The organism is Psychroflexus aestuariivivens (assembly GCF_004010055.1).
Lineage (GTDB): Bacteria > Bacteroidota > Bacteroidia > Flavobacteriales > Flavobacteriaceae > Psychroflexus > Psychroflexus aestuariivivens.
In genome coordinates, this window is sequence record NZ_RQVT01000018.1 from 287,917 (window position 1) to 312,701 (window position 24,785).

General features: G+C 34.0%; 19 protein-coding genes. 11 read left to right on the forward strand and 8 right to left on the reverse strand.

Features of this window, described 5'->3' with window-relative positions:
• Window positions 1–9: 9 nt before the first annotated feature.
• Genes EIG86_RS04265 through EIG86_RS04290 form a run of 6 tightly spaced genes read right to left on the reverse strand, consistent with a single transcriptional unit; the run spans window position 10 to window position 4,718 of the window.
• Entirely contained in the window at window positions 10–285 is a 276-nt protein-coding gene (locus EIG86_RS04265; RefSeq protein ID WP_127844902.1) for an ATP-dependent Clp protease adaptor ClpS, read from the reverse strand.
• Window positions 286–327: 42 nt separating this feature from the next.
• Window positions 328–1,179 carry a 50S ribosomal protein L11 methyltransferase gene (prmA, locus tag EIG86_RS04270; protein ID WP_240032176.1) on the reverse strand — a complete coding sequence of 284 codons (852 nt, stop codon included), beginning with the start codon at window positions 1,177–1,179 and terminating at the stop codon, window positions 328–330.
• 45 nt (window positions 1,180–1,224) lie between these two features.
• Window positions 1,225–1,977: a triose-phosphate isomerase gene (gene tpiA / locus EIG86_RS04275; RefSeq protein WP_127844903.1), complete on the reverse strand. Its 753-nt coding sequence runs from the start codon at window positions 1,975–1,977 to the stop codon at window positions 1,225–1,227.
• Window positions 1,978–1,999: 22 nt separating this feature from the next.
• Window positions 2,000–3,073 (reverse strand): ABC transporter permease, encoded by a 1,074-nt coding sequence (locus EIG86_RS04280; RefSeq protein WP_127844904.1) that lies wholly within the window; start codon window positions 3,071–3,073, stop codon window positions 2,000–2,002.
• A 2-nt stretch (window positions 3,074–3,075) separates the two neighbouring features.
• Window positions 3,076–4,173 carry a BT_3928 family protein gene (locus EIG86_RS04285; RefSeq protein WP_127844905.1) on the reverse strand — a complete coding sequence of 366 codons (1,098 nt, stop codon included), beginning with the start codon at window positions 4,171–4,173 and terminating at the stop codon, window positions 3,076–3,078.
• A 5-nt stretch (window positions 4,174–4,178) separates the two neighbouring features.
• Window positions 4,179–4,718: a DUF1599 domain-containing protein gene (locus EIG86_RS04290; RefSeq protein WP_127844906.1), complete on the reverse strand. Its 540-nt coding sequence runs from the start codon at window positions 4,716–4,718 to the stop codon at window positions 4,179–4,181.
• A 241-nt stretch (window positions 4,719–4,959) separates the two neighbouring features.
• Here EIG86_RS04290 and lon point away from each other — a divergent pair, with 241 nt between their 5' ends.
• Entirely contained in the window at window positions 4,960–7,407 is a 2,448-nt protein-coding gene (gene lon, locus EIG86_RS04295; RefSeq protein ID WP_127844907.1) for an endopeptidase La, read from the forward strand.
• Window positions 7,408–7,609: 202 nt separating this feature from the next.
• Window positions 7,610–8,632: a type IX secretion system protein PorQ gene (porQ, locus tag EIG86_RS04300; RefSeq protein ID WP_127844908.1), complete on the forward strand. Its 1,023-nt coding sequence runs from the start codon at window positions 7,610–7,612 to the stop codon at window positions 8,630–8,632.
• 3 nt (window positions 8,633–8,635) lie between these two features.
• Here porQ and EIG86_RS04305 read toward each other — a convergent pair whose 3' ends face one another.
• Both EIG86_RS04305 and hutI read right to left on the reverse strand, forming a co-directional pair.
• The gene (locus EIG86_RS04305; protein WP_127844909.1) at window positions 8,636–9,631 is read right to left on the reverse strand and encodes a formimidoylglutamase; all 996 of its coding nucleotides are present in this window, start codon (window positions 9,629–9,631) and stop codon (window positions 8,636–8,638) included.
• Window positions 9,632–9,642: 11 nt separating this feature from the next.
• Window positions 9,643–10,881: an imidazolonepropionase gene (gene hutI, locus EIG86_RS04310; RefSeq protein WP_127844910.1), complete on the reverse strand. Its 1,239-nt coding sequence runs from the start codon at window positions 10,879–10,881 to the stop codon at window positions 9,643–9,645.
• A 225-nt stretch (window positions 10,882–11,106) separates the two neighbouring features.
• On the opposite strand from hutI, the gene EIG86_RS04315 reads away from it, so the two are divergent.
• The 9 genes from EIG86_RS04315 to EIG86_RS04355 form a co-directional block, all read left to right on the forward strand.
• Complete coding sequence (locus tag EIG86_RS04315; RefSeq protein WP_127844911.1) at window positions 11,107–11,745, forward strand: peroxiredoxin; 639 nt, start codon at window positions 11,107–11,109, stop codon at window positions 11,743–11,745.
• A gap of 66 nt (window positions 11,746–11,811) precedes the next feature.
• A complete protein-coding gene (locus tag EIG86_RS04320) occupies window positions 11,812–12,126 on the forward strand; it encodes a thioredoxin family protein (RefSeq protein ID WP_127844912.1) in 315 nt (104 codons plus the stop codon).
• A complete protein-coding gene (locus EIG86_RS04325) occupies window positions 12,107–12,355 on the forward strand; it encodes a DUF6952 family protein (protein ID WP_127844913.1) in 249 nt (82 codons plus the stop codon). The genes EIG86_RS04320 and EIG86_RS04325 overlap by 20 nt, the downstream gene beginning before the upstream one ends.
• Window positions 12,356–12,451: 96 nt before the next feature.
• Complete coding sequence (locus EIG86_RS04330; RefSeq protein ID WP_317129913.1) at window positions 12,452–12,838, forward strand: diacylglycerol kinase family protein; 387 nt, start codon at window positions 12,452–12,454, stop codon at window positions 12,836–12,838.
• A gap of 57 nt (window positions 12,839–12,895) precedes the next feature.
• A complete protein-coding gene (locus EIG86_RS04335) occupies window positions 12,896–15,316 on the forward strand; it encodes a DNA translocase FtsK (RefSeq protein WP_127844914.1) in 2,421 nt (806 codons plus the stop codon).
• Between the two features lie 9 nt (window positions 15,317–15,325).
• Window positions 15,326–15,973 carry a LolA family protein gene (locus EIG86_RS04340; RefSeq protein WP_127844915.1) on the forward strand — a complete coding sequence of 216 codons (648 nt, stop codon included), beginning with the start codon at window positions 15,326–15,328 and terminating at the stop codon, window positions 15,971–15,973.
• Between the two features lie 10 nt (window positions 15,974–15,983).
• Window positions 15,984–17,531 carry an LptF/LptG family permease gene (locus tag EIG86_RS04345; protein WP_127844916.1) on the forward strand — a complete coding sequence of 516 codons (1,548 nt, stop codon included), beginning with the start codon at window positions 15,984–15,986 and terminating at the stop codon, window positions 17,529–17,531.
• Between the two features lie 25 nt (window positions 17,532–17,556).
• Complete coding sequence (gene ribB, locus EIG86_RS04350; protein WP_127844917.1) at window positions 17,557–18,690, forward strand: 3,4-dihydroxy-2-butanone-4-phosphate synthase; 1,134 nt, start codon at window positions 17,557–17,559, stop codon at window positions 18,688–18,690.
• A 261-nt stretch (window positions 18,691–18,951) separates the two neighbouring features.
• A partial coding sequence (locus EIG86_RS04355; RefSeq protein ID WP_127844918.1) for a fibronectin type III domain-containing protein occupies window positions 18,952–24,785 on the forward strand: 5,834 nt, incomplete at its 3' end.

Below are 24,785 nucleotides of genomic sequence, written 5' to 3' on the forward strand. Positions count from 1 at the left end.
CCTCTTTTTTTATTGAATTTCTGCGCTAATTCCAGCTTCTAGAATCTTACTGCATCTGGGTTTCAAATCTTCAAATTCACCAGATTTTACAGCGCATTTTCCTTTATAATGAATTAATAACGTGCATTGTTCTGCCTGAACCAAGTCGTGATCGCAAGTTTTAATTAAAGTTTCAATAACGTGGTCGAAAGTGTTGATGTCATCATTGAATACAACAATTTCATGAGAATCCTTCAGTTTTTCTTCAACAACAACTTCTTCTAAAACTTCTTCCATAACACTCATCACTTTTTTTTACAAATATAAAGATATGAATCGTATCAAATTTTAATTTTTTGTGAATTTAGCAGCAACCCAATCGTCTTTTAGTTGATGTTTAACATAATCTAAACCCTCATTTAAAGCAGATTCTTTAATGATTTCAAGGTCATTTTCATAAAATCCGCTAAAAAATATAACTCCTTTCTCTTGAAGGTGTTTGGCATAAATTGGTATATCTCTAACTAAAATATTACGATTGATGTTAGCTAGAATAAGATTGTAGTTTTTGTCTATTTTTTCCGCTCCTCCTAGAATAACATTGCCGTGGCAGTTATTTCGCTCCAGATTTTCTGTTGTATTTTCCACACACCATTGGTCAATATCTATGAAATCAGCAGATTTGGCTCCACGAATTTGAGCTAAAATTCCCAAGACTCCAGTGCCACACCCCATGTCCAGTACAATTTTTCCTTTACAATCTTCATCCAAAAGCATTTCAGAAATCTGAAAAGTTGTGGCGTGATGACCAGTTCCAAAAGACATTTTTGGTTCAATAATAATATCGATTTCCGCATTAGTTTTTGGATGAAACGGCGCTCTAATTGTGCAACGATTGACGATATGTATTGGGTGAAAATTTGTTTCCCAAGCTTCGTTCCAGTTAACTTGTTCTATGATTTCGGTTTCAAAAGAAATTTCAAACTCATCTGAATTCAAGATTTGTAAATTCTCTAATAAATTCTCTCGATCATGTTTAGTGAGAATGTATGCCGATAAACCATTTTCTGTGTTTTCAAAACTTTCAAAAGGCAATTCACCAAGTTCAGCCAACAAAATATCACATCCTGGTGCTATAGGTTCAACTTTAAAATGATAAGCTGTGTAGCTCAAATCGCTAGAATTTTGGGATGTATTCATTGTGTTTATTATTGAAATTACAATTTGAACTAATTTTTTTCTGGTTTAAAATGAGTCGGCAATTGCTTTAAAACTTTTTGCATCTAGAGAAGCCCCACCAATCAAACCACCATCGACATCTTTTTTAGCAAAAATTTCTTTAGCATTATTTGGTTTTACACTTCCTCCATATAAAATTGAAGTTCCTTCGGCAACATTTTCATTATATTTTTTAGCTAAAACCTTGCGAATATGTGCATGAATTTCTTGTGCTTGTTCTGGTGACGCGGTTTCTCCTGTTCCAATCGCCCAAACCGGTTCGTATGCGATCACAATATTTTTCATCTCTGATTCAGAAATATGAAAAAGTCCATTTTTGAGTTGGTTTTCCACAACTTCAAAATGCTTTCCGGCTTGTCTTTTGTCTAATTCTTCGCCGATACAAAACATAATTTTGAAATCGTGCTTAAGAGCCGTTGTTACTTTTTTAGCGAGTAATTCATCGGTTTCATTATAGATGGCACGGCGTTCGCTGTGACCTAAAATTACATATTCTGCACCAACACTTTTCAACATTTCTGGTGAAATTTCTCCTGTAAATGCACCATTTTCATTTTCGTTTAAATTTTGAGCAGACAATTTAATTTTTGAATCTTGTAAAGATTGATGTGCTGGATATAGATTTGTAAATGGAGGTGCTATGATGATTTCAGCTTTAATTTGCTCAAAATCTTCTAACTTCAAAGCATTGATTAAGTGCTGAGATTCATCAAGATTACAGTTCATTTTCCAGTTTCCGGCAACGATATTTTTTCTCATAATATTTTATTTAAGTATTAATTTAAGTTCTAATTCTGGGGTCAAGTATTCCGTAAATAATGTCAACAAAGATATTGATTAAGATGAAAATGATGGCGATTGTTAGCACAGAACCCATAATTATTGGCAAATCTAAGGTGTTTAGTGCATCTACAATTTCTTTACCTAAGCCATTCCAACCAAAAATATACTCCACAAAAACTGCTCCTGCCAGCATAGATGCAAACCAACCGGAAATGGCAGTGATTACGGGGTTCAAAGCATTTTTTAGGGCATGTTTAGTGACGATTTTATAAGTAGAAAGCCCTTTGGCTTGTGCTGTTCGGATGTAATCTTGCTGAAAAACTTCCAATAAAGAACTTCGCATCAATTGTACGACAACTGCTAAGGGTCTGATACCTAAAACTAAAGCAGGAAGAATAAGGTTTTTCAATTTTAAGTTCATTTCTTCACCAAAATCGTCCAGTTCATACAAATTTCCAGTCATGTTTAGGTTTGTATATTCTTGAAGAACAAAACCAAACAACCAAGCGGCTAAAATCGCACTAAAGAATGAAGGTAAACTCATTCCAAACGTACTTAAAACCTGAATGGATTTATCCAGCCAAGTGTCTTTTTGTAAAGCTGAAATTACACCAAGAAAAATACCAATCAATAAGGCGATTCCGATGGCAGAAATTGCTAAAATCGCTGTATTTGGTAAAGTTTGGCCAATAATTTCACTTACTTTTTGATCTTGCCTTTGAAAGGATTGTCTTAGATATGGATATTTCAAATACAATTTTCCTGTTCCAATTGAAAACAATTCCTGACCAGTGTACTTTTCTGAATCGAAGTAGGTGAAATCCTCTTGATCCTTGCTATGCCAGGATAATATTGATAAATCATTCAGGTAATACAAATATTGCTGAGAAATCGGTTTATCAAAACCATACTTTTCACGTTGTTTTTGGAGTTGCGCTTCGCTTTCATTTTGTCCCAGCATCATTTGTGCCGGATCTCCAGGAAGCACGTTGAACAGAAAAAAAATCACAGTGATGACACCAAAGACAGTCAGTAAAGCATAAGCGGCTTTTTGTAGAATGAGTTTAATCACTTTTATTCAGTTTCAAAATCATCTGCATCATTCCAATGCAACTTGTCTACAATTGTTCCGTTTTCTAAAACAACCAATCCAGGACTGGATCTAATAATTGTTTTAATGGCAGTTTCATCTGCAAAATAAAATCGAAAATCCAAATTATATTTTTCAGAATACTTTTGAATGTCAGATTCTCCAGACGCTGTTAATCCAATAATTTTATAATCGTTTTCTTTGGCTTTTTCAATAGCAGACTGAATTTCTGTCCATCCTTCTTTTTCACTTTTGGATAAATTGTAGGAGATCACCATCAAGAGTTTGTCTTCTTTCATCAATTCATCAAGATGATTTTCACCATCATACATCAGGGAGAAATCGTGAATTGGTGGAGTGTAGCCTTCTTCAATCATTTCTGTTTCAACTTCTATAAATTCTCCGCCAACTTCAGGATAACTACCATTTGTGGTGTAAACTTTCTTTTCTCCATCGACTTCAAACGTCCAGTTATATTCATAAACTGCTTCTTGTGCATCTTCTGGAAATTCCATATTTTCAGGAATATTGACACCGATTTTGTAAGCTCTAAAATCTATTGCAGGCAAATGCATCAATACGTGATTGGCAAAAAGTAAACAAGAAATAGCAGAAGCAAATACTATCCATTTCAAAGATTTTTTTGGAAAAATTGGACGAATGTATTTTTCGTTGAAAAAGATAATTAAAATTAAAATGGACAAAATCACATCCTTATAAAAAGACTGCCAAGGCGTCAGCGGAATGGCGTCACCAAAGCATCCACAATCTGTAACTTTGTTGAAATATGCCGAGTAGAAGGTGAGAAAAGTGAAAAATATAATCATCAAAAGTAAACTCCACTTCGTGAATTTTGGAGCATATCCAATTAGTAGTGTGATACCGAGTAGCAATTCATAAATGACAATAAAAATTGCTAAAACCAAAGCATAAGGAATTAAAAACTCTAAATTCAATACGCCTTCACCAAAGTATTCTTTCAATTTATAAGAAAAACCTACCGGGTCGTTTAGTTTTACAAACCCACTGAAAATAAATAAGGCCCCAACTAAAATTCTTGCAATTCCGACTATAAATTTCATAATTTTTATTTTTCTGACAAATGAATTAAAGCAAAGACTGAATAATTTATCATATCTTGATAATTGGCATCAATGCCTTCGCTGACCAAGGTTTTTCCTTGATTATTTTCTATTTGCTTTATTCTCAATATTTTCTGCAATATTAAATCTGTGAGCGAACTCACGCGCATGTCACGCCATGCTTCACCGTAATCGTGATTTTTATCCATCATCAATTGCTTGGTTTGGGCAATCAATTCATCGTAATATTTTATCGCTTCATCAGCACTAAGATCAGGCTGATTGCTGATGCCAAGTTTAATTTGAATCAACGCCATCACTGAATAATTAATAATTCCAACAAACTCTGAATCTTGACTTTCTTGAATTTTTTGAGTTTCATTTTCTTGCAGGCTTCTTATTCTTTGTGCTTTGATGTAGATTTGGTCAGTTAGAGATGTTAGCCTTAATATTCGCCAAGCCGTGCCATAATCTTTGGCTTTGTTCAAAAAAAGTTCTCGACATTTGTCGACAACTTCATCGTATTGTTGATTTGTATTTGTCATATTTTATTCTGATAATGCGGTAAATTTCGTTTAAAAAATTCACAGAACCCAGTAAATAATCAAAGAAAGTTATTTTTTGTGACCATAGCAACCAAATTAGAAAAAAACTAGGATGGCACAGGAATTGAACTTTATAAACCTTGAAAAATAGAAGTATTGGAAATCAAGCCTTTTCAATATTTTGAATTATAAAAATCCAATAAACGTCAGTATTATCTGACATTTTGACAAAAAAGCAATTATGGCGAAATCAGGAATATTTAATATAGACAACTTGTCATCACAACAAATAGACGAAGATGCGGAGTTGATTCCATTAATGACATCAGAGGATGAAGAGGAAATCAATCGGGAAGAATTGCCCGATGATCTTCCAATTCTACCACTCAAAAATACAGTTTTATTTCCAGGCGTGGTCATACCAATTACTGCTGGACGAGATAAGTCTATTAAATTGATAAACGATGCCAATAATGGCAGCAAAATCATCGGGGTTGTTTCTCAAAAAAACGATGAAGAGGAACATCCAGGTTTCAATGATATTAACAAAATTGGTGTAGTCGCTAGAATTTTGAGAGTTCTGAAAATGCCCGATGGAAACACGACAGTAATTATCCAGGGGAAAAAACGCTTCAAAGTAACTGAAGCGGTGACTGAAACACCTTACATGCGTTGTAAAGTTGAAGAATTTAAAGAACAAAAACCAGAATTCGACGACGAAGAATTCAATACAATCATCGACTCTTTAAAAGAACTTTCGCTTAGAATTATTAAGGAAAGTCCTAATATTCCATCAGAAGCTTCATTCGCAATCAAAAATATTGAAAGCTCATCTTTCTTGGTCAATTTTGTGTCTTCCAATATGAGTATCGATGTAAAAGATAAACAAAAATTGCTGGAAACCAGTGATTTGAAAGAGCGCGCTTTGTCTACTTTGAAATATATGAATCTTGAATTTCAAAAGTTAGAATTGAAGAACGACATTCAGTCGAAAGTACAGAGCGACATGAATCAGCAGCAACGCGAATACTTCTTGCACCAACAAATGAAAACCATTCAAGAAGAACTTGGTGGCGTATCATCGGAAAGTGAAATTGAAGAAATGCGTGAACGCGCCAAGAAAAAATCTTGGACAAAAGAAGCCAAAAAACATTTTGAAAAAGAATTGTCCAAATTTCAAAGGATGAATCCGCAGGTTGCTGAATTTTCAATTCAAAGAAACTATTTGGATTTATTTTTAGACTTGCCTTGGAATGAATTCAGTAAGGATAAATTCGACCTGAAACGCGCACAAAAAATATTAGATCGTGACCATTACGGTTTAGAAGACGTCAAACGAAGAATTATTGAATATTTGGCGGTATTGAAACTTCGTAACGATATGAAATCACCAATTTTGTGTTTGTATGGACCTCCAGGTGTTGGTAAAACTTCGTTAGGAAAATCTATTGCAGAAGCTTTAGGTCGCAAATACGCACGGGTTTCTTTGGGTGGACTTCGAGATGAAGCTGAAATCCGTGGACACAGGAAAACTTATATCGGAGCCATGCCAGGGCGAATTATTCAAAGTTTGAAAAAAGCCGGCACGAGCAATCCAGTTTTTGTTTTGGATGAAATAGATAAAGTTGGAAGTTCTCATCAAGGCGATCCATCTTCAGCTTTGCTGGAAGTTTTAGATCCAGAACAAAATGATGAATTTCATGATAATTTCTTAGAAATTGGTTACGATTTATCCAAAGTCATGTTTGTGGCAACATCAAACAATTTATCGAGTATTCATCCGGCTTTACGAGACAGAATGGAAATTATTCATGTGAATGGTTATACCGTTGAAGAAAAAATAGAAATTGCCAAGCGACACTTGCTACCAAAACAAATTAAAGAACATGGTATTACTAGTAAAGATATAAAATTAGGCAAGAAGCAATTTGAAAAAATAATTGAAGGCTACACAAGAGAATCTGGGGTGAGAAATTTGGAAAAGCAAGTGGCTAAAGTTGTTAGAAATGTTGCCAAAAATATTGCAATGGAAGAAAGTTACGAACCTAAACTTTCAGAAGAACAAGTTGAAAAGATTTTAGGACCATCGAGAGAAAGACCGACTTATGAAAATAACGACGTTGCAGGTGTTGTAACTGGTTTGGCTTGGACAAGTGTTGGTGGACAAATTTTGTTTATTGAGTCAATTTTGTCTAAAGGAAAAGGCGATTTGAGTATTACTGGTAATCTTGGTAAAGTGATGAAAGAGTCTGCCACAATTGCTATGGAATATATCAAGTCGAATTCAGAAAAATTCGAACTGAACTCTGAAATTTTCAACAATTATAATGTCCATATTCACGTTCCAGAAGGCGCAACGCCCAAAGATGGACCAAGTGCAGGTATAACAATGCTTACTTCTTTGGTTTCGTTGTTTACGCAAAGAAAAGTGAAAAAGAATTTAGCAATGACTGGCGAAATCACTTTACGAGGAAAAGTGCTACCCGTGGGTGGAATTAAAGAAAAAATTCTTGCAGCAAAACGTGCTAAAATTAAAGAATTGATCCTTTGTGAAGAGAACAAAAAGGATATTGAAGAAATCAAAGAAGAATATCTTACTGGTTTAAAAATTAATTATGTAAGTGATATGAGTCAGGTTTTAGAATTGGCATTATTGAAACAAAAAGTGAAAGACGCTAAAATTTTATAACTGGATTCACATTTAAATTTAAAAAGCTGGGCAATCAAAATTTTGCTCAGCTTTTTTTAATTTGAAAAAATTTTCGAATCAATCAATTCAAAAATTTCCATGTGAAACTTATTTTAAAATTTTCTTTGGAACAGAATTTTGTTATGCTAAAAATAAATTAATTTGCACAGCGTTTACAATACAGCTGAATCTATATTCATTAATGAATTATAAAACTGTTTTTCTAATTATTTTATCGCTTAATTGTGCTGTGTTATCGGCTCAAATTGGTGGACAAAACACTTATCAGTTTCTTAATTTGCCAGTTTCTCCAAAAGTTTCTGCTCTCGGCGGTAAAAATATTACGCTCAATACATTCGATCCGACAAATGCATCCAATAATCCTGCAAATATCAATTTTGATATGCATAATCAAATGGCAGTAAATTATATGAATTACTTTGCTGATATCAATTATGGAACCGCAGCATTTGCCTACGATGTCGGCAGAAGAACAGAAGTTATTCAGGGTGGAATTACTTATATAGACTATGGTAATTTTGAAGGTTTTGATGAATTTGGGAATTCAACTAGTGAATTTGGAGGCTCGGAAGCGGCATTATCTATAGGTTATGCCAGAAGAATTGGTAGAAGTGATTTTAGAGTAGGCGGAAATTTAAAATTGATTTCCTCTAGATTGGAACAATATTCTTCGTTTGCTGGTGCAGTAGACATTGGCGTCAGTTATATTTATGATGATTGGGATTTGGTAGTTTCTGGAGTGGTTAGAAATTTAGGAACTCAGTTTAAACCTTTTAATGAAGTCAGAGAAACATTGCCTTTAGAGGTTGTTTTGGGTGTGTCTCAAAAAATAAAAGATATGCCGTTTAGATGGCATTTAACGATAGAAAATATTCAAGAATGGAATATTGCTTTCAGAAATACAGCCAGAGATCAAGAAGATTTAAGCGGAAATATAACTCCAGATGATCCCAGTTTTTTCAATAATATTTTAAGACACGGCGTTTTTGGCATTGAAATTTTCCCTGAAGGCGGATTCAATATTCAACTCGGTTATAGTTTTAGAAGAGGCGAGGAGCTAAGAATTGAAGAACAGCGAGCTTTTTCTGGACTTACTGGCGGTTTCAGTATTAAAATAAACAAACTCAGATTTAGTTATTCATACGCTCGATTCAATCGTGCTGCAAGTTCTAGTTTTTTCGGAATGAATATTGACTTGCAATAAAAATTAATCCTCTTCACGAATAAAATCACTGATGAAATAACTCAGAGCTTTTCCTATTAAATCATTTTTAGACGCATCTGCCTCACAAATATGTAAGTAATGTGTTTTTTCTTTTCTGATTAATTTGATGAAAGTTCTAACATCTCTCACACTAAACCCAGTTGGTGTCATGGCGCTGCTATTAATATCTTTAATCGAGTCACAATCGAGTTCCAAACCAAGTTTTCTGTTTAAGAAATCCACGCCAGTTTTGAGTTTGACCAACTTGTCTAAAGATGTGAGGTGCAAACAATCTTCAAAAAAGAAATATTTGATGTCTTTCTTTTGATCCATCAAATCGAAAATATGTTCTGAAGTGTAATTTTTATGCAAGCCGAAAATGAAATATTTAGCCAAAAAACCTTCCTCAGAAGCGTAAGTAAATCCATTGCCACTGTGGCGATGTTCCAACGTTCTTAAATCAGTATGTGCATCTATGTTCAGGACATTAATAGGCATTTCTAAAGCTTCCGACACCCCACGAATCATGCCGTAACAATTATTGTGACCGCCGCCAATAGCAATTGGAATTTTACCAAATCCAACAATTGTTTTAACCAATTGTGTGACTATTTCGTCAATTTCAGAAACTAATTTACCCAATTCAATATCGTAGTTTTCATCATCAGAGTTAAGTTGTTCAGCTTTTTCTAAAAATGAGTCGCAATCTACTTCACCCAAGATAACGAGATTTTCTGGTTGATTGAATCTGTTTTTTTGAATATTCAGCAAGGATTTCAAGACTGGAATAAATGTGTTTTTGGCGCCAGGTTTTCCTTTATTTGCTCTAATTCCGATGTCTTCAGGAATGCCAAATAACACGTATTCGGCTTCCACGTGTTCCAAATTTTCTAAACTATTGACGGTTAAGATAGCTTCGCCAAATTTAGTTTCACCTTGACGTTGATTGGTTAAATCTGAAATGATTTCAGGAGAGAATATTTTTATTTTAGAAGTCATAATTTTAATTTTTATTGAAGTGCTTTTCCGCCAATCCAAACTTGGCTGATGCTGTTATTTCCAAATGCATAAGGCAAGTAATGATAAGACGGGATTTTTTCTGTAATGATGAAATTGGCCAATTTTCCTTTGGTAATACTGCCAACTTCATTTTCAACTTCCATGGCGTAAGCAGCGTTTATTGTTGCCGCATTGATAGCTTCTTCTGGTGTTAAATTCATTTTGATACAAGCCAAAGAAACAACGAAATTCATATTACCATTTGGTGAACTGCCCGGATTGTAATCTGTTGCTAAAGCTAACGGCAGTCCATTATCAATAATTTGTCGACCTGGCGTATACGGAATGGTTAAGAAGAATGAACACGACGGAAGTGCCACAGGAATAGTTTCACTTTTTTTCAATTCTACGATATCGTTGACTGAAAGTTCTTCCAAATGATCTACACTTAAGGCTTGATGTTTTGTAGCGACTTCAACACCGCCAAACGCATTGAATTGATTGACGTGAATTTTAGCTTTAAGTCCATGTTTTTTACCAGCTTCTATTATTTTTTCTGTGTCTTCTAAATCGAAATATCCTTTTTCACAAAACACATCAATGTAGTCGGCGAGATTTTGGTTGACGACTTCGGGTAGAATTTCGTCAATGACCATATTTATATAATCACTTTTTTTGTCTTTGTATGATTTCGGTAAAGCGTGCGCTGCTAAAAAAGTAGATTTAATAGGTAGATTATATTTATTTTTCAACTTAGAAATCACTTTAAGCATTTTCAATTCAGCGTCTTTGGTTAGCCCGTAACCAGATTTTATTTCTACCGCACCGGTGCCAAATTTCATTATTTCATTGAGACGCGCTTCTGTTTCAAGTAAAAGTTGTTCTTCAGAAGTGTTTTGTAGTGTTTTGGCAGAATTTAAAATTCCGCCACCTTTTTCTGCAATTTCTTGATAAGTTAAGCCTTTGATGCGATCGGCAAATTCGCCTTCTCTGTTGCCAGCGTAGACCAAATGCGTATGGGAATCTACCCAAGTTGGGAGCAAAATTTGTCCGTTTAAGTCATGTTTTTCATCAAAACCAGATTCAGGGCAAGTTGACATGTCACCAAAATCGGCAATTTTGTCGTTTTCTATCAAAAGCCAGGCATCGTCTACTTTAGGTAAATCCTTCATTGCTTCACCTTTCAGAATTGTAGGAGTTTTGTCTCTAACCTGAAGTAAATGTTTTATGTTATAAAAAAGAATTTTCATAGGTTGTTGTTTAATTTCTAAAAATACAATTTTAATGAAAAGTATTCATTAAAAATTGAGTTCATTATTTTAATATGAATAGCAATAAATTATTTAAAAGTATTTCAGCTATAAGAAATTCTTATCGCGATATTAAAAAAGACAAGGCTTTATTTAAGTTAAAATACATATTCATTCTTATTTTTGTATGAGTAAAGTAAATTAATAATCAACAAAAAAATAATTATGTCAATAGTAGGTAAAAAATTTCCAGATTTAAAAGTGAATGCCATGGATGAAATGGGAGATACTTTTCAAATTAATGTTTTAGAGAAGGCTAAAAAGGAAAATAAGAAAATTTTACTTTTTTGGTATCCAAAAGACTTCACATATGTTTGCCCAACAGAATTGCATGCTTTTCAAGAATCTTTATCAGAGTTTGAAAAAAGAAACACATTAGTAATTGGCGCATCTTGTGATACAGCAGAAGTTCATTTTGCTTGGTTGAATACTTCTAAAGATGACGGCGGAATTGAAGGTGTAACTTACCCTATTTTAGCTGATTCTAACAGAAATTTGAGTAATAGACTCGATATTTTAGATACAGTAAATGAACGATATGATGATGAAACTGGACACTTAACAGTAGATGGTGACAACGTATCTTATAGAGCAACTTACTTAATCGATGAAGAAGGAACTGTATTTCATGAAGGTGTAAATCATATGCCATTAGGACGTAATGTGAGTGAATTCATCAGAATGATAGATGCTTATTCTCATGTACAAAAGCATGGAGAAGTTTGTCCAGCAAACTGGGAAGAAGGAAAAGAAGCAATGTCAGCAGATAGAAAAGGCGTATCTTCTTACCTTTCTAAAAAATAATTTTAAAATTTAGAATTTTGATTATGCCGGGCAATTTTGCCCGGCAACTTAAAAAAATAAAAAGCTATGTTTAAAGAATTAGAACAAGACAATTTACAGGAAATTGTTGAAAATAATGATAAAGTAGTCGTGCAATACGCAGCCTCTTGGTGTGGAAATTGCAGATTGATGAAGCCGAAATTCAAAAAATTAGCGAATGAAAATGAAGATATTCCATTTATAATCGTTGATGCAGAAAAATATCCTGAATCTAGAAAGTTAGCTAACGTGGATAACTTGCCAACTTTTGCAACCTTCAATAATGGTGAATTTCTAAATCAGGTACAAACCAATAAATTTGAATCTTTAAAAGAATTAGTAGATGAAGTTACCAATAATTAAACATTTTCAAAAAAATAATGATGCTGAAAAGCTTGAACATACAATAGAAGTTTTAGAATCATTTTGTGAACACAGATCAGTCAAAGAAGAAGAAATGGATGTTGTTGGAGAAATTATAACAAACATCGCAGGTGCTATAGAAATGGATAAAATGGTGAAAGAAGGCATGTCTGAAAAAGATGCTGCCAATGCATTTGCAAAACGTGTTCTGGGTTCAATAGACCAATAGTAGAGTAGATTTTTTCATAATTAATGTTTAGATTTTTAGAAACCGTCTTTGGCGGTTTCTTTGTTTTTTATAGAATCATAAAGCTATATTTGTCTTTTGGAAATAGAATCTGAATCCATGCGAAGAACCATTTTTAAAGAACGACTCAAATCATTGGTTTATGCCTATCGTGGTATTTTGAGTTTGATAAAAACAGAGGATAGTATCAAATTTCAATTTGTCATCGCTTTGTTAACTATTGGTGCTGGGTTTTATTTCGATATTACCAAAACAGAATGGTTGATGCAAATTTTAGTGATTGGATTTGTATTTGGATTGGAAGCTGTAAACACTGCTATAGAAGAAATTTCTGATTTTGTACATCCCGAATTTCACGAAAAAATTGGAAAAGTAAAAGATTTAGCTGCAGGCGCCGTTCTTATAGCTGGAATAACTGCAGTTGTGATTGCAGCAATAATTTATATTCCATATTTTACAAATTGAAAATAATTAGTTAAAGCACATTATATTTGTATTTTTGCGCTTTGCGATTGACAAAACATGGCTAAAAAGAAAAAACCTAGTACCAAAAAACCACCAAAGGCAAAGAAGTCCTTTAAAATTCAGGTTTCCAAAAGAAATAAAATTATTTTTGGAAGCTTCCTGATTTTGTTTTCCATAGGTTTAATGATAGCTTTTGTATCGTATTTTTTCAATTGGCAGGCTGATCAAAGCACTTTAGCCGATCCGCTGAATCGTGATGAAGAAACCAAAAATTGGCTCAATAAATTCGGTGCTTACATCAGTCATCAACTCATTTACAAAGGCTTTGGCATTTCAGCCTTCAGCTTGCCAGTAATGACTTTTATCACTGGCATTTATTTATTCCTGAATTTGAAAGTTTTTAAACTACGCGCACTTTGGTTTTGGGGACTTTACTTGATGCTTTGGTTTTCAATGGCATTAGGTTTTTTTGCAAATGCTTATCCACTACTTGGTGGTGTTGTAGGTTTCGAAATGAACGATTTTTTTCAAGAATATATTGGCAAACTTGGCGTTGGCTTAATTCTAATATTTACAATTCTAATATATTTGGTTTTAAGATTGAATTTTACTCCTGAAAATATTGTAGAGTATTTCAAAAAACAAAAATCTGAAATTCAAAAAGAAGCTAAAGATTTTGAAAATCAATCGCAACCTCAGGCAAATTCAAAAACTGAACAAGCCGATGATACAAAGGTAAAATCTGACTCTAAAAGTTCAGAGAATGTAGATTCTGACGTTTCATTAGAACACAGTTTCGATGAAAAGGGCAAATCTGATACTGATTCCAAACCAATCAAAGCAGAAAAAGAAAAAATCCTGATCGAATCCGAAGATGAGGAAGATGTTTCGATGGAAGTTGAAACCGCTGAAGATGAGGAAGAATCTGACCAATTAAGTAAAAAATTAGTAGAAGATTTCGGAGAATTTGATCCTACCTTGGAACTTTCAAACTATCAATTTCCAAGTATCGAGTTGCTGACTGATTACAATTCTGGTCGTGGCATTACCATTGATCAAAAAGAGCTGGAGCAAAACAAAAATAAAATTGTAGAAACCCTAAAAAACTACAAAATTGAAATTGCCCAAATAAAAGCTACAGTTGGACCAACCGTTACTTTATACGAAATTGTTCCAGAAGCAGGCATCAGAATTTCAAAGATTAAGAACCTAGAAGATGACATCGCATTGTCACTTTCAGCTTTAGGTATTCGAATTATAGCACCAATTCCAGGCAAAGGAACTATCGGAATTGAAGTTCCAAATCAAAACCCGTCCATAGTACCTATGCGTTCTGTAGTGGCTTCTAATAAATTTCAAAATGCAGAAATGGAATTGCCGATTGCAATGGGAAAAACCATTTCTAACGAAACTTACACTGTAGATTTGGCGAAAATGCCTCACCTGCTTATGGCAGGAGCAACTGGACAAGGTAAATCTGTCGGCTTGAATGTTATTTTGACTTCACTTTTATATCAAAAACATCCAGCTGAAGTTAAATTTATACTTGTCGATCCTAAAAAAGTTGAATTAACTTTATTCAATAAAATTGAAAGACATTATTTAGCAAAATTACCTGACACTGAAGAAGCCATTATCACAGATAATAATAAAGTGATTAACACTTTAAATTCACTTTGTATAGAAATGGATCAACGTTATGATTTGCTAAAAGATGCGATGGTTCGAAATATAAAGGAATACAATGTAAAATTCAAAGCTCGAAAACTAAATCCTGAAAACGGTCATAAATTTTTACCATATATAGTTTTGGTAGTCGACGAATTTGCAGATTTGATTATGACAGCTGGTAAAGAGGTTGAAACACCAATTGCCAGATTGGCACAGTTAGCCAGAGCCATCGGAATTCATTTAATTATAGCGACACAAAGACCATCTGTAAATGTAATAACTGGTATGATAAAAGCGAACTTTCCAGCACGAATTGCATTTAGAGTAACTTCTAAAATTGATTCCAGAACGATTTTAGATGCTGGTGGCGCAGACCAATTGATTGGTCGTGGTGATATGTTATTTACTCAAGGTAATGATTTAATTAGATTGCAATGTGCATTCGTTGACACTCCAGAAGTAGAAAGAATCACAGAATTCATCGGTTCTCAAAAAGCCTATCCTGATGCACATTTGTTACCTGAGTATGAAGGCGAGGACTCTGGCACAAGTGTTGATAATGATATCGCAGAACGCGATAAACTCTTTAAAGACGCTGCTGAAGTAATTGTCACCGCACAACAAGGTTCAGCATCATTATTACAAAGAAAATTGAAATTAGGATACAATAGAGCTGGACGAATTATAGATCAATTAGAAGCTGCAGGAATCGTTGGTCAGTTTGAAGGCAGTAAAGCCAGACAAGTTAACGTGCCAGATCTTATCGCTTTAGAAGAACTTTTAAAAAACGAACAAAACAACACATAAATTTTAGATATGAAAACAACAAATCTTTTTTTCAGCATAATACTATTTATTGGTTTCAATTCTTTTGCTCAAAACGAGCCAAAAGCCGAACAACTTGTAAAAGAGGTTTTGGAGAAAGTAAACGCTTATGACAATATGGTCATAGATTTTACTTATACTTTAGAAAATCAAGAGCAAAATATGAAACAAGAAACTCGCGGAGATGTGAGTATTCAGGGAGATAAATATGTACTGAACTTAATGGGAACGAAGCAAATTTTCGATGGTAATAAAATTTATACCATCGTTCCTGCAGATGAAGAAGTTACCATTTCCAATTTTGACGCTAATGATTCTGAACAAATTACGCCATCCAAAATGTTAACCTTTTTTGAAGACGGTTACATTTATAAAATGGATATTTTACAAGATGTAAAAGGTAGAAAAATTCAATATGTTGAATTAATTGCTATGGATTCTGATAGCGAAATGAAGCAAATCTTACTAGGAATAGACAAGCATACCAAACATGTTTACAATCTTATTCAAGTTCAGCCAAGTGGAACGAAGGTTGAATTCAGAGTGACTAAATTTCAAAAAAACATGCCATTATCAAGCAAACATTTTGAATTTGATCGTTCTAAATACGCAGATTATTATATTAATGAGTTAGATTAAATTTTCAACATTGAAAATACTTGACCGTTACATTTTAACCTCTTTTTTAAAAACATTTTTATCGGTGTTTACCGTTCTGATGATGATTTTTATTCTTCAGTCAGTATGGCGATTTATAGATGAATTTGCAGGCAAAGACATTGATTTAGAAATTATTTCTAAATTCTTGCTTTTCTTATTACCCAACTTAATTCCGATGGTTTTGCCACTAACAATTTTAGTGACCTCCATCATGACTTTTGGTAGTTTTGCAGAACAATATGAATTTGCAGCAATGAAATCTGCTGGCATTTCGCTTCAGCGAGCTATGCGAAGTTTGATTGTTTTCATTTTAGTTTTAAGTGCCGTTACTTATTATTTTTCAAATACAGTGATTCCTTATGCTGAAGGAAAAGTCATCAATATGCGTAAAAATATTGCGCAGGTAAAACCTTCCATGGCTATTGTTGAAGGCGCTTTCAACGATATTGGAAGTATCAATATAAAAGTAGAGGATAAGAGTGGCGAAAACGGAAAAAATTTAGACAACGTTATTATTCATAAGAAATCTCAAAATCGCTCTGGAAACTACACAGTTATTAAAGCAGACCGAGGAGAACTTCAATCTTCTTTAACTTCAAATGTTTTGTCACTTGTTCTTTTTGATGGTAATTATTACGATGAAATTCAACCACAATCGATGGAGGCAAGGCGCAACATTCCATTTGCCAAAAGTTCTTTTGACAAATATGTACTCAATATCGATTTGTCTGATATGAATGATGTTGATTTGGAAGATGAAAGTCTGAAACATCCTTACAAAATGCTTAACACAAGTGAATTGAGAATTCAATTAGATTCTTTTTCAAGAGATTATATGAAAAGTCGGGAACGCTATTATACAATTGTTTCTCAAAGAAATGGTTTAAGGCGAACTTTGAATTCAACAGATGCAGATTCTGAAGTTAGAGATAAGCGAAAAATTCCAAATAAGATAAATTCTAATTTAAAAGAAGAATCAGAAGATTTAACAGAAATAGATAGCACAAATTCAAAAGAGTTAGCTTACAATTCTGCATCACTAGATAGCTTATTTTGGGAATTCCCTACACGACAACGATCTCAAATTTTTAGTGTTGGCATCAATTCTATCAATAGTATTATGCCACAAATCAGTTCAAAGTGGAATCAATTTAAGCAGAAAAGGATGTTGCTCAATAAAATTGAAATGTCTTTACATAGTAAATATGCCTTGCCATTTGCCTGTGTAATTTTATTTTTTATTGGAGCACCACTGGGCGCAATTATACGAAAAGGCGGTCTTGGCTTGCCGATGGTCGTTGCTATTTTATTGTTTTTAACTTATCATTTTATAGGATTATTCGCATCTAACAGTGCTGAAGGCGGAAGCTTATCTCCATTTTTAGGTTCTTGGTTATCAACGTTAATTTTATTTCCGCTTAGCGTTTATCTAACTTATAGAGCTACAACAGACCAAGGATTTGTAAATTTAGACGTGATTAGTGTACCGATTAGAAACTTATTTAGAAAAATAGGATTAAGAAAACCTGATAAATAAAAGGTTTTCAATAGAAAAATTAGATATGGAAAAAGAAAATATAAAGTTAGATTCAATACAAGAAGCCATAGACGATATTAGGGCCGGCAAAGTCATTATTGTTGTAGACGATGAAGACCGTGAAAACGAGGGTGATTTTCTTGCTGCTGCTGAAAAAGTCACACCAGAAATGATCAATTTTATGGCAAAATACGGTCGCGGTTTGATTTGTTCTCCTTTGACAGAAAGTCGCTGTAAGAAACTGAATTTAACCACAATGGTTGGCAATAACACAGACCCAATGGAAACTGCATTTACAGTTTCTGTAGATTTACGTGGTCAAGGCGTTACTACAGGAATTTCAGCTTCAGATCGGTCCAAAACAATACAAGCACTTTGTGATGAAGACACAAAATCATTTGATCTGAATCGACCTGGACATGTTTTTCCGTTAATAGCAAAAGAAGGCGGAGTTTTACGCCGTACAGGACATACCGAAGCCTCTATAGATTTTGCAAGATTAGCAGGATTAAAACCAGCTGGTGTTATTTGTGAAATTATGAATGAGGATGGTAGCATGGCGCGTTTACCAGAATTGGTTGAGGTTGCCAAAGCGCACGATATGAAACTTGTTTCTATTGAAGATTTAGTAGCTTACAGAATGGAGCATGATTCTCTTATAAGTAAAAAAGAGGACTTTGAAATTAATACTAGATTTGGAGATTTTAGACTTCGTGCATATTATCAAACTACAAACGATCACGTTCATATTGCGCTTACAAAAGGAACTTGGAAAACCGATGAACCAGTTTTGGTAAGAGTGAATTCTACATTAGTTAATAATGATATTTTGGGAACTTTGACTAACAATGCTGACCAAAAACTAGATGATATGTTCAAACAATTGAATTCGGATGGCAAAGGCGCTATTGTATTCATCAATCAAGACCCGCAAGGTTTAAACTTATTGTCAAGATTAAAATTACTGAAAGAAAATCAGAAAAAGGGCGTCATGAAAGCACCTAACGTTGTCATGGACGAAAAAGATTTTGGAATAGGAGCGCAAATTTTACACGATTTGGGCGTTCACAAAATAAAACTTATGTCTAACACTAAACAGAAAAAGCGTGTTGGAATGATTGGTTATGGATTAGAAATTATAGAATATGTGAATTATTGATTTCTAAATTCATTTAATTTTTTAAGAAGAGGTTTTGGTCTATTGATTTAAACCTCTTTTTTGTGTTTAAATGTTAATTAACAATTCTTTTTTTATAAATTTTCAGACTTTTCTTAGTGTTTATTTACAGATTGAATCAGCTTTAAGCGGTTTAAAATTAATCTAAAGTTAACTATTCTGATTAAATTAGTTTTTTCCTCATAAAAAAATCTAAAATTTTAGATATTCTTTTTCTATATTTGAAGAAATAAACACAAAATTATGAATCAAAAATACACGCCAAACAATTTACTCCTTTTATTTGTTTTTATCTTTTTTTCATTCTCTTCTTTTGGGTTTGAGAATGATAAGACTAAGATGTTCACAACTAATTATTTTGAAGTTTTGGACGATAATGTACCAATTATCACTGGTTATTTAGACTCAACATGTGATTCAGAATTAGGGCGAACTTTGGAAATATATGTTAAAGGAACTGTTGATTTCACAAATTGGGAACTTCAAATTCAAGAAAATGGAAATGGTTTCAATACAAATATTGGGTTAGATGCTTTTGGAACGGTAACTGATGCTTTTCTTTACGTGACAAATGATGCTTTAACTTTGGATAATGAATTTGGAATCGATTCAAATTTTATCGAAACAACCTTGGCAGCCAATGGCAACGATGCATTTCAAATTGTAGATAATAATGATAATGTTGTAGACCGGTATGGTCTAGAAAATGTAAATGGCAGTGGTCAAAATTGGCAGTATCAAAATTCATATTTCTATAGAGCAAATGGGGCAGAAGCCAATTCTGGAAATTTCGATACATTCAATTGGTTGATCGGAAATGTGAATTCGCTAAATAATGAAGGCTTGTGTAATGGTTCAGATCCATTTTCAGATATTGTACCTTTTGGTACTTATCAATTAGATTTTACAGCAACTGTACAAATTATTCATAATTCAGCAGATCCAAACGCAGAATTTGTAGATGTTTATCTCAATGGTGAGATTTTTGTTCAAAATGTAGAATATAGAACAGCAACGTCGTTTTTGACTTTCCCAGCGGAAACACCTATAAATATTGATATTGCCCCGCAAAATAGCACTGATGTTTCTGAAAGCATTTTGAATTTCAACACAACTTTAACCTCACAAGAAAAATATATTTTGGTAGCAGATGGTGTTCTTAATCCATCTCAATTTGATACTAGTGTAAACTCACCTATAGATTTAAGTTTAGAGGTTTTTCCTGGAGCTAGAGAAGAAGCTTTGGCAATAGCAGGTAATACAGATATATTATTTCATAATGGAACAACAGATGTAGAAAGTTTGGATTTTGATGAGGTTTCGATTCCAGTCGGGACTTTAGTAGGGAATTCGTCCTATACCGATTTTTCAAGTTACATTCAACTTGCAACATCTAATTATGTCATACAGCCTAAAGTATCTGATGATGGTGTAGAATTAGAAACGTACGATTTAAGTCTGTCAGATTTAAATCTTCAAAATAAAGCAGTAACATTATTAACTAGTGGCTTTTTTGATCCTGAAAACAATCAGGATGCAGAAGGTTTTGGATTATGGTTAGTCACTCCAGACGGTGGCGACTTCATAGAACTTCCTTTTGAAGGTGAATGTGTAGTTTTCGATGCGCCATATTCTGAAAATTTTGAAGATGAAAATTGGATTGCTGGATCAGGCTTTCAAAATGAAAATGATCAAATAAGTGAATGTTGGTCTAGAACACCTGGGAATGACAATTCATTTGCTTGGTTAGTTGCAGAATTTGAAACCGTTTCTGGAAATACCGGACCATCGACTGGTTTTGATGGAGACACTTACATCTATGCTGAGTCTTCAGACGGCAATTCTGGTGATCAGGCATTTATTGAACTTCCAGTCACAGATTTAGGAGATTTAGATGTTGCAGCTATTGAATTTTATTACCATATGTTCGGTAACGCTATCGGAACATTAAGTTTGGAAGTTAAAAATTTTGAAAATAATAATTGGACTCAAGTCTTTAGTATATCTGGTCAACAACAATTGTCCTCCGAAGCAGATTGGACTCGTCAAGAAGTAGATTTATCAAGTTTTAGTAATCAAACCGTAGATATTAGGTTTGTAGCAACCAGAACTTCTGGTTTTGCAGGAGATATTGCAATAGACAAAGTTAGTGTGTTAGAGGCAACAACTTGCTTAGTTCCTACTAATATAAATATAAGCAATATATCTGACGTTTCAGCCCAACTTAACTGGAACGGTCAAGATAGCGCAATTGATGGGTACAACTGGTATTTGTTTGCAGAGAATGACGATCCGGAAAACGATACTCCAATTCAGACTGGTTCTGTAGGTTCAGGACAAACTTCAGCAGATGTTTCTGCACTTCAACCAAACACTACTTACGATATTTATTTAGAAGCAGATTGCGGAAATGGAGATTTGAGTAATTTTTCTGCTCCTGCTACATTTACAACTGCAAGTTGCCCAATTGCTGATCAATGTGCTTATACTTTTGAATTGACAGATGATTTTGGTGATGGTTGGAATGGTAATATTATTAGTATTATTCAAGATGGGGTAGTTATTGATCTGGTTGGAGAAAATTTCACAGACGGTTCTGCTCAAACAGAAATTATAAATATATGTAATGGTGCAGATATTGAGGTGTTTTGGAATGATGGTGGTCAATTTCAAAATGAAATTGGCTTTGAAATTTTAAATCCATTCGATGAAGTAATCTATACTTTAGCTCCTGGTGAGGAAAATGATGATACAAGTCTTTTTACTTTCACATCACAATGTACTCCGCCAACTTGCCCTGCTGTAACAAATTTTTCAATTTCTAATATTTTAGAGAACTCGGTTGAGTTAAGTTGGGACGCTGTAAATAATGCATCAGATGGTTATAATTGGTATATTTTTGAAGAAGATGAAGATCCTGAGACGTCAACACCATTTGCAAGTGGAACGGAAGACTTTGGTACAAATCAAGTTGATGTCAGTGGTCTTTTGTCTTCAACTGCATACGATGCTTATATAGAAGCTGATTGTGGGAATGGAGATTTAAGTGAATTATCAGACCCTATAAGCTTCAATACAAATTGTGCAACTTTTTCAACACCATTCAACGAAAATTTCGATGGAAATAATTGGGTTATTGGATCAGGAGCTCAAAATGAGAATAGTGAAATCGATCTATGTTGGACAAGAAACAACGAAAATGCAAATGATGGATATTTCTGGGGTGTCTTCGATGACAATGCTGGACAAGGCTTTAACGGACCAAACAGTGATTTAACTGGTGGGAACTATATTTATTCTGTAGGTCCTTCTGGTAGCAATGGAGACGAAGCAATTATCACATCACCTTTAATTGATTTAGATGGTTTAAATACGCCAGGATTAATCTTCAATTATTTTATGTACGGTTTTGGAATCGAAGAGTTAAGGGTTGAGGTTAAAGGAGTTTCATCAAATAACTGGGTTCAACTGACACAAATTGTCGGTGCCCAACAGAATTCAGTTGATGACGATTGGGAAGAAGAAATCTTAAGTTTAGATGGATTTACAGATCAAATTATTCAATTTAGATTTATCGCTCAAAGAGGTTTTTCTACTTTTTCAGACATAGCGATAGACCAGGTTTCTGTAGATGAAATCCCGAGTTGTTCCAAACCTATAGATTTAGCTGTTCAGAATTTAGATTTAGATAGTGCAGATTTATCTTGGACAGAGGGTGATAATTTAGCTATTGGCTATGAATGGCAAGTATTCCTTCAAGGAGATGATCCAATTAGTGATACGCCAGTGGCTTCGGGCAATACAGATGCAAACACATTTAGCGCAAATATAAGCGGGCTTTCTGCAAGTACAACTTATGTGGCTTATGTACAGGCAGAATGCAGTCCAGGCGAATTCAGTTTTCTATCAAACCCTATATTATTTTCTACGCCTGTGTGTAGCCTTAGTTCAACTTGTGATTATACATTTTTACTTACTGACACATTTGGTGATGGTTGGAATGGTAATACAATGAGTGTATTTCAGGATGGACAATTATTACAAATTTTAGGACCAAGTTTCACCAATGGCAACGAAGAATCCATTGTTTTAAGTCTTTGTGATGGAGCCGATGTTGAATTATTTTGGAATAATGGTGGTCAGTTTACAAATGAAGTTGGCATTGAAATACTAAATAATTTCGATGAAGAAATTTTTGAAAAAGACCCAGGTGAAGGTTCACAAGATACAACTTTAACTAATTTCTTAGTAGCTTGTGAAGCTCCAGAAGGTTGTTTTCCGCCTTCAAACTTTGCAATATCCAATGTTGAAAGTGATTCTGTAGAACTTACTTGGGACAACATAGGCAGTGCAATTAGTGGCTATAATTGGTTTATTTTCAATGAAGATGATAATCCACAAAATACACCACCAATAGCAAACGGAAGCACTAATTTTGAAGTAAATTCTGTGACTGTTCCAGGATTATCAGCCAATACGGCTTATAAAGCTTATGTTCGCTCCAATTGTGGGTTCACAGGAGTAAGTCCTATCTCAGATCCTCTATTTTTCGAAACGCCTTGTACTATTTTCTCAACTCCGTTCGAAGAAGATTTTGATGATGGTGAATGGGTAAGTCAGTCATCCGGATTTCAGGAAAGTATTAATGATTGTTGGGATCGTGATCCAGAATCTGATAATAATGAATACCAATGGTTCACAAACGATCTTGAAGCACAGACAGAAACGGGAAGTCTTGAAGACTTAACTGGTGGTAATTTTCTTTATGCAGATGCAACTTTCGGTAGTCAAGGAGATGAAGCTTATTTATCAATTCCAACGGTAGATTTAAGTAGTTTATCAGACCCTAGTATAACTTTTTATTATTTCATGTACGGAGAAACTATAGGGAATTTAAGCCTTGAAGTTAAATTAAGTTCTGAATCGAATTGGACATCTCTGTCTTCAATTTCTGGTGAACAACAATCTTCTAAAACAGATAACTGGGTAGAAGTAATTGTTGATTTAAACCAATTTAGCGGTGAAACTGAAGTCGATATCCGATTTAAAGCGGTTAGAGGAACTACCCCTAATGGAGATATTCAAATTGACGCTGTCAATATAGATGAACTTCCAACATGTTTCAAACCTACTAATCTGGAGATTAGCAATATTACAGTAGATTCAGCCCAACTTTCATTCGATGGTGATCCATCAGCAATTAGCGGTTATGAATGGCTTTTGTTTTTAGAAGGAGACGATCCTGAACAAGATACACCAGTTGCTACTGGTAGTACAGCAAATACAAATGCTCTTCTTAACAATTTAGCAGCATCAACAAATTATGAAGTTTATCTGCGTTCTGATTGTGGCAACGGTGAATTAAGTGAATTATCATTACCAGTTTCATTTTTCACAGAAACATGTAATGCAGCCGATACTTGTGTTTATGAAATCACATTATTAGATTCATTTGGTGATGGCTGGAATGAAGCGACTATGCAAATTATTCAAGAAGGAAATGTACTTGCTACTATTGGTGAAAGTTTTGATGATGGTTCACAGACTACCGAAAATGTATCACTTTGTGATGACTCTGCTATCGAAGTTTTTTGGAATGAAGCTGGAGATTTTTCTTTTGAAATTGATATCATTATAACAAATCCTTTTGGTGAAGTTATTTATGATTCATCTTTGGAAAATATTTCTCCTAACTCAACTATACACAGTTTTGATTCTGATTGTACACCGCCAGTTTGTGAGATACCAAATAATTTAGTTGCGAATAATATCACTCAAACCAGTGTTCAGCTCCAGTGGGATGCTGTTTCAGAATCTTTAGGAGTTTACAATTGGTTTGTATTTGAAGCTGGTGATGATCCTGAATCTGATACGCCAGTTCAAACTGGGGCAATAACTTCTGGTCAAACTTTAGTCAATGTGACAAACTTGAATATTAATACAAACTATGAGGCTTATATTCAAGTAGAATGTGAATTTAATATAAGTGAATTATCTCCAGCAACAACTTTTATAACTTTAGATATTTGTGAAATTCCAACAAATTTATCGGTTTCAAATATCACTCAAAACGAAGC

Coding starts and splice junctions, on each gene's coding strand:
- EIG86_RS04320 (WP_127844912.1), top strand. CDS start 11,812: ATGTTTAAAGAATTAGAACAAGACAATTTACAGGAAATTGTTGAAAAT.
- lon (WP_127844907.1), top strand. CDS start 4,960: ATGGCGAAATCAGGAATATTTAATATAGACAACTTGTCATCACAACAA.
- EIG86_RS04335 (WP_127844914.1), top strand. CDS start 12,896: ATGGCTAAAAAGAAAAAACCTAGTACCAAAAAACCACCAAAGGCAAAG.
- EIG86_RS04340 (WP_127844915.1), top strand. CDS start 15,326: ATGAAAACAACAAATCTTTTTTTCAGCATAATACTATTTATTGGTTTC.
- EIG86_RS04285 (WP_127844905.1), bottom strand. CDS start 4,173: ATGAAATTTATAGTCGGAATTGCAAGAATTTTAGTTGGGGCCTTATTT.
- prmA (WP_240032176.1), bottom strand. CDS start 1,179: ATGAATACATCCCAAAATTCTAGCGATTTGAGCTACACAGCTTATCAT.
- EIG86_RS04290 (WP_127844906.1), bottom strand. CDS start 4,718: ATGACAAATACAAATCAACAATACGATGAAGTTGTCGACAAATGTCGA.
- hutI (WP_127844910.1), bottom strand. CDS start 10,881: ATGAAAATTCTTTTTTATAACATAAAACATTTACTTCAGGTTAGAGAC.
- EIG86_RS04305 (WP_127844909.1), bottom strand. CDS start 9,631: ATGACTTCTAAAATAAAAATATTCTCTCCTGAAATCATTTCAGATTTA.
- porQ (WP_127844908.1), top strand. CDS start 7,610: ATGAATTATAAAACTGTTTTTCTAATTATTTTATCGCTTAATTGTGCT.
- tpiA (WP_127844903.1), bottom strand. CDS start 1,977: ATGAGAAAAAATATCGTTGCCGGAAACTGGAAAATGAACTGTAATCTT.
- ribB (WP_127844917.1), top strand. CDS start 17,557: ATGGAAAAAGAAAATATAAAGTTAGATTCAATACAAGAAGCCATAGAC.
- EIG86_RS04315 (WP_127844911.1), top strand. CDS start 11,107: ATGTCAATAGTAGGTAAAAAATTTCCAGATTTAAAAGTGAATGCCATG.
- EIG86_RS04325 (WP_127844913.1), top strand. CDS start 12,107: ATGAAGTTACCAATAATTAAACATTTTCAAAAAAATAATGATGCTGAA.
- EIG86_RS04265 (WP_127844902.1), bottom strand. CDS start 285: ATGAGTGTTATGGAAGAAGTTTTAGAAGAAGTTGTTGTTGAAGAAAAA.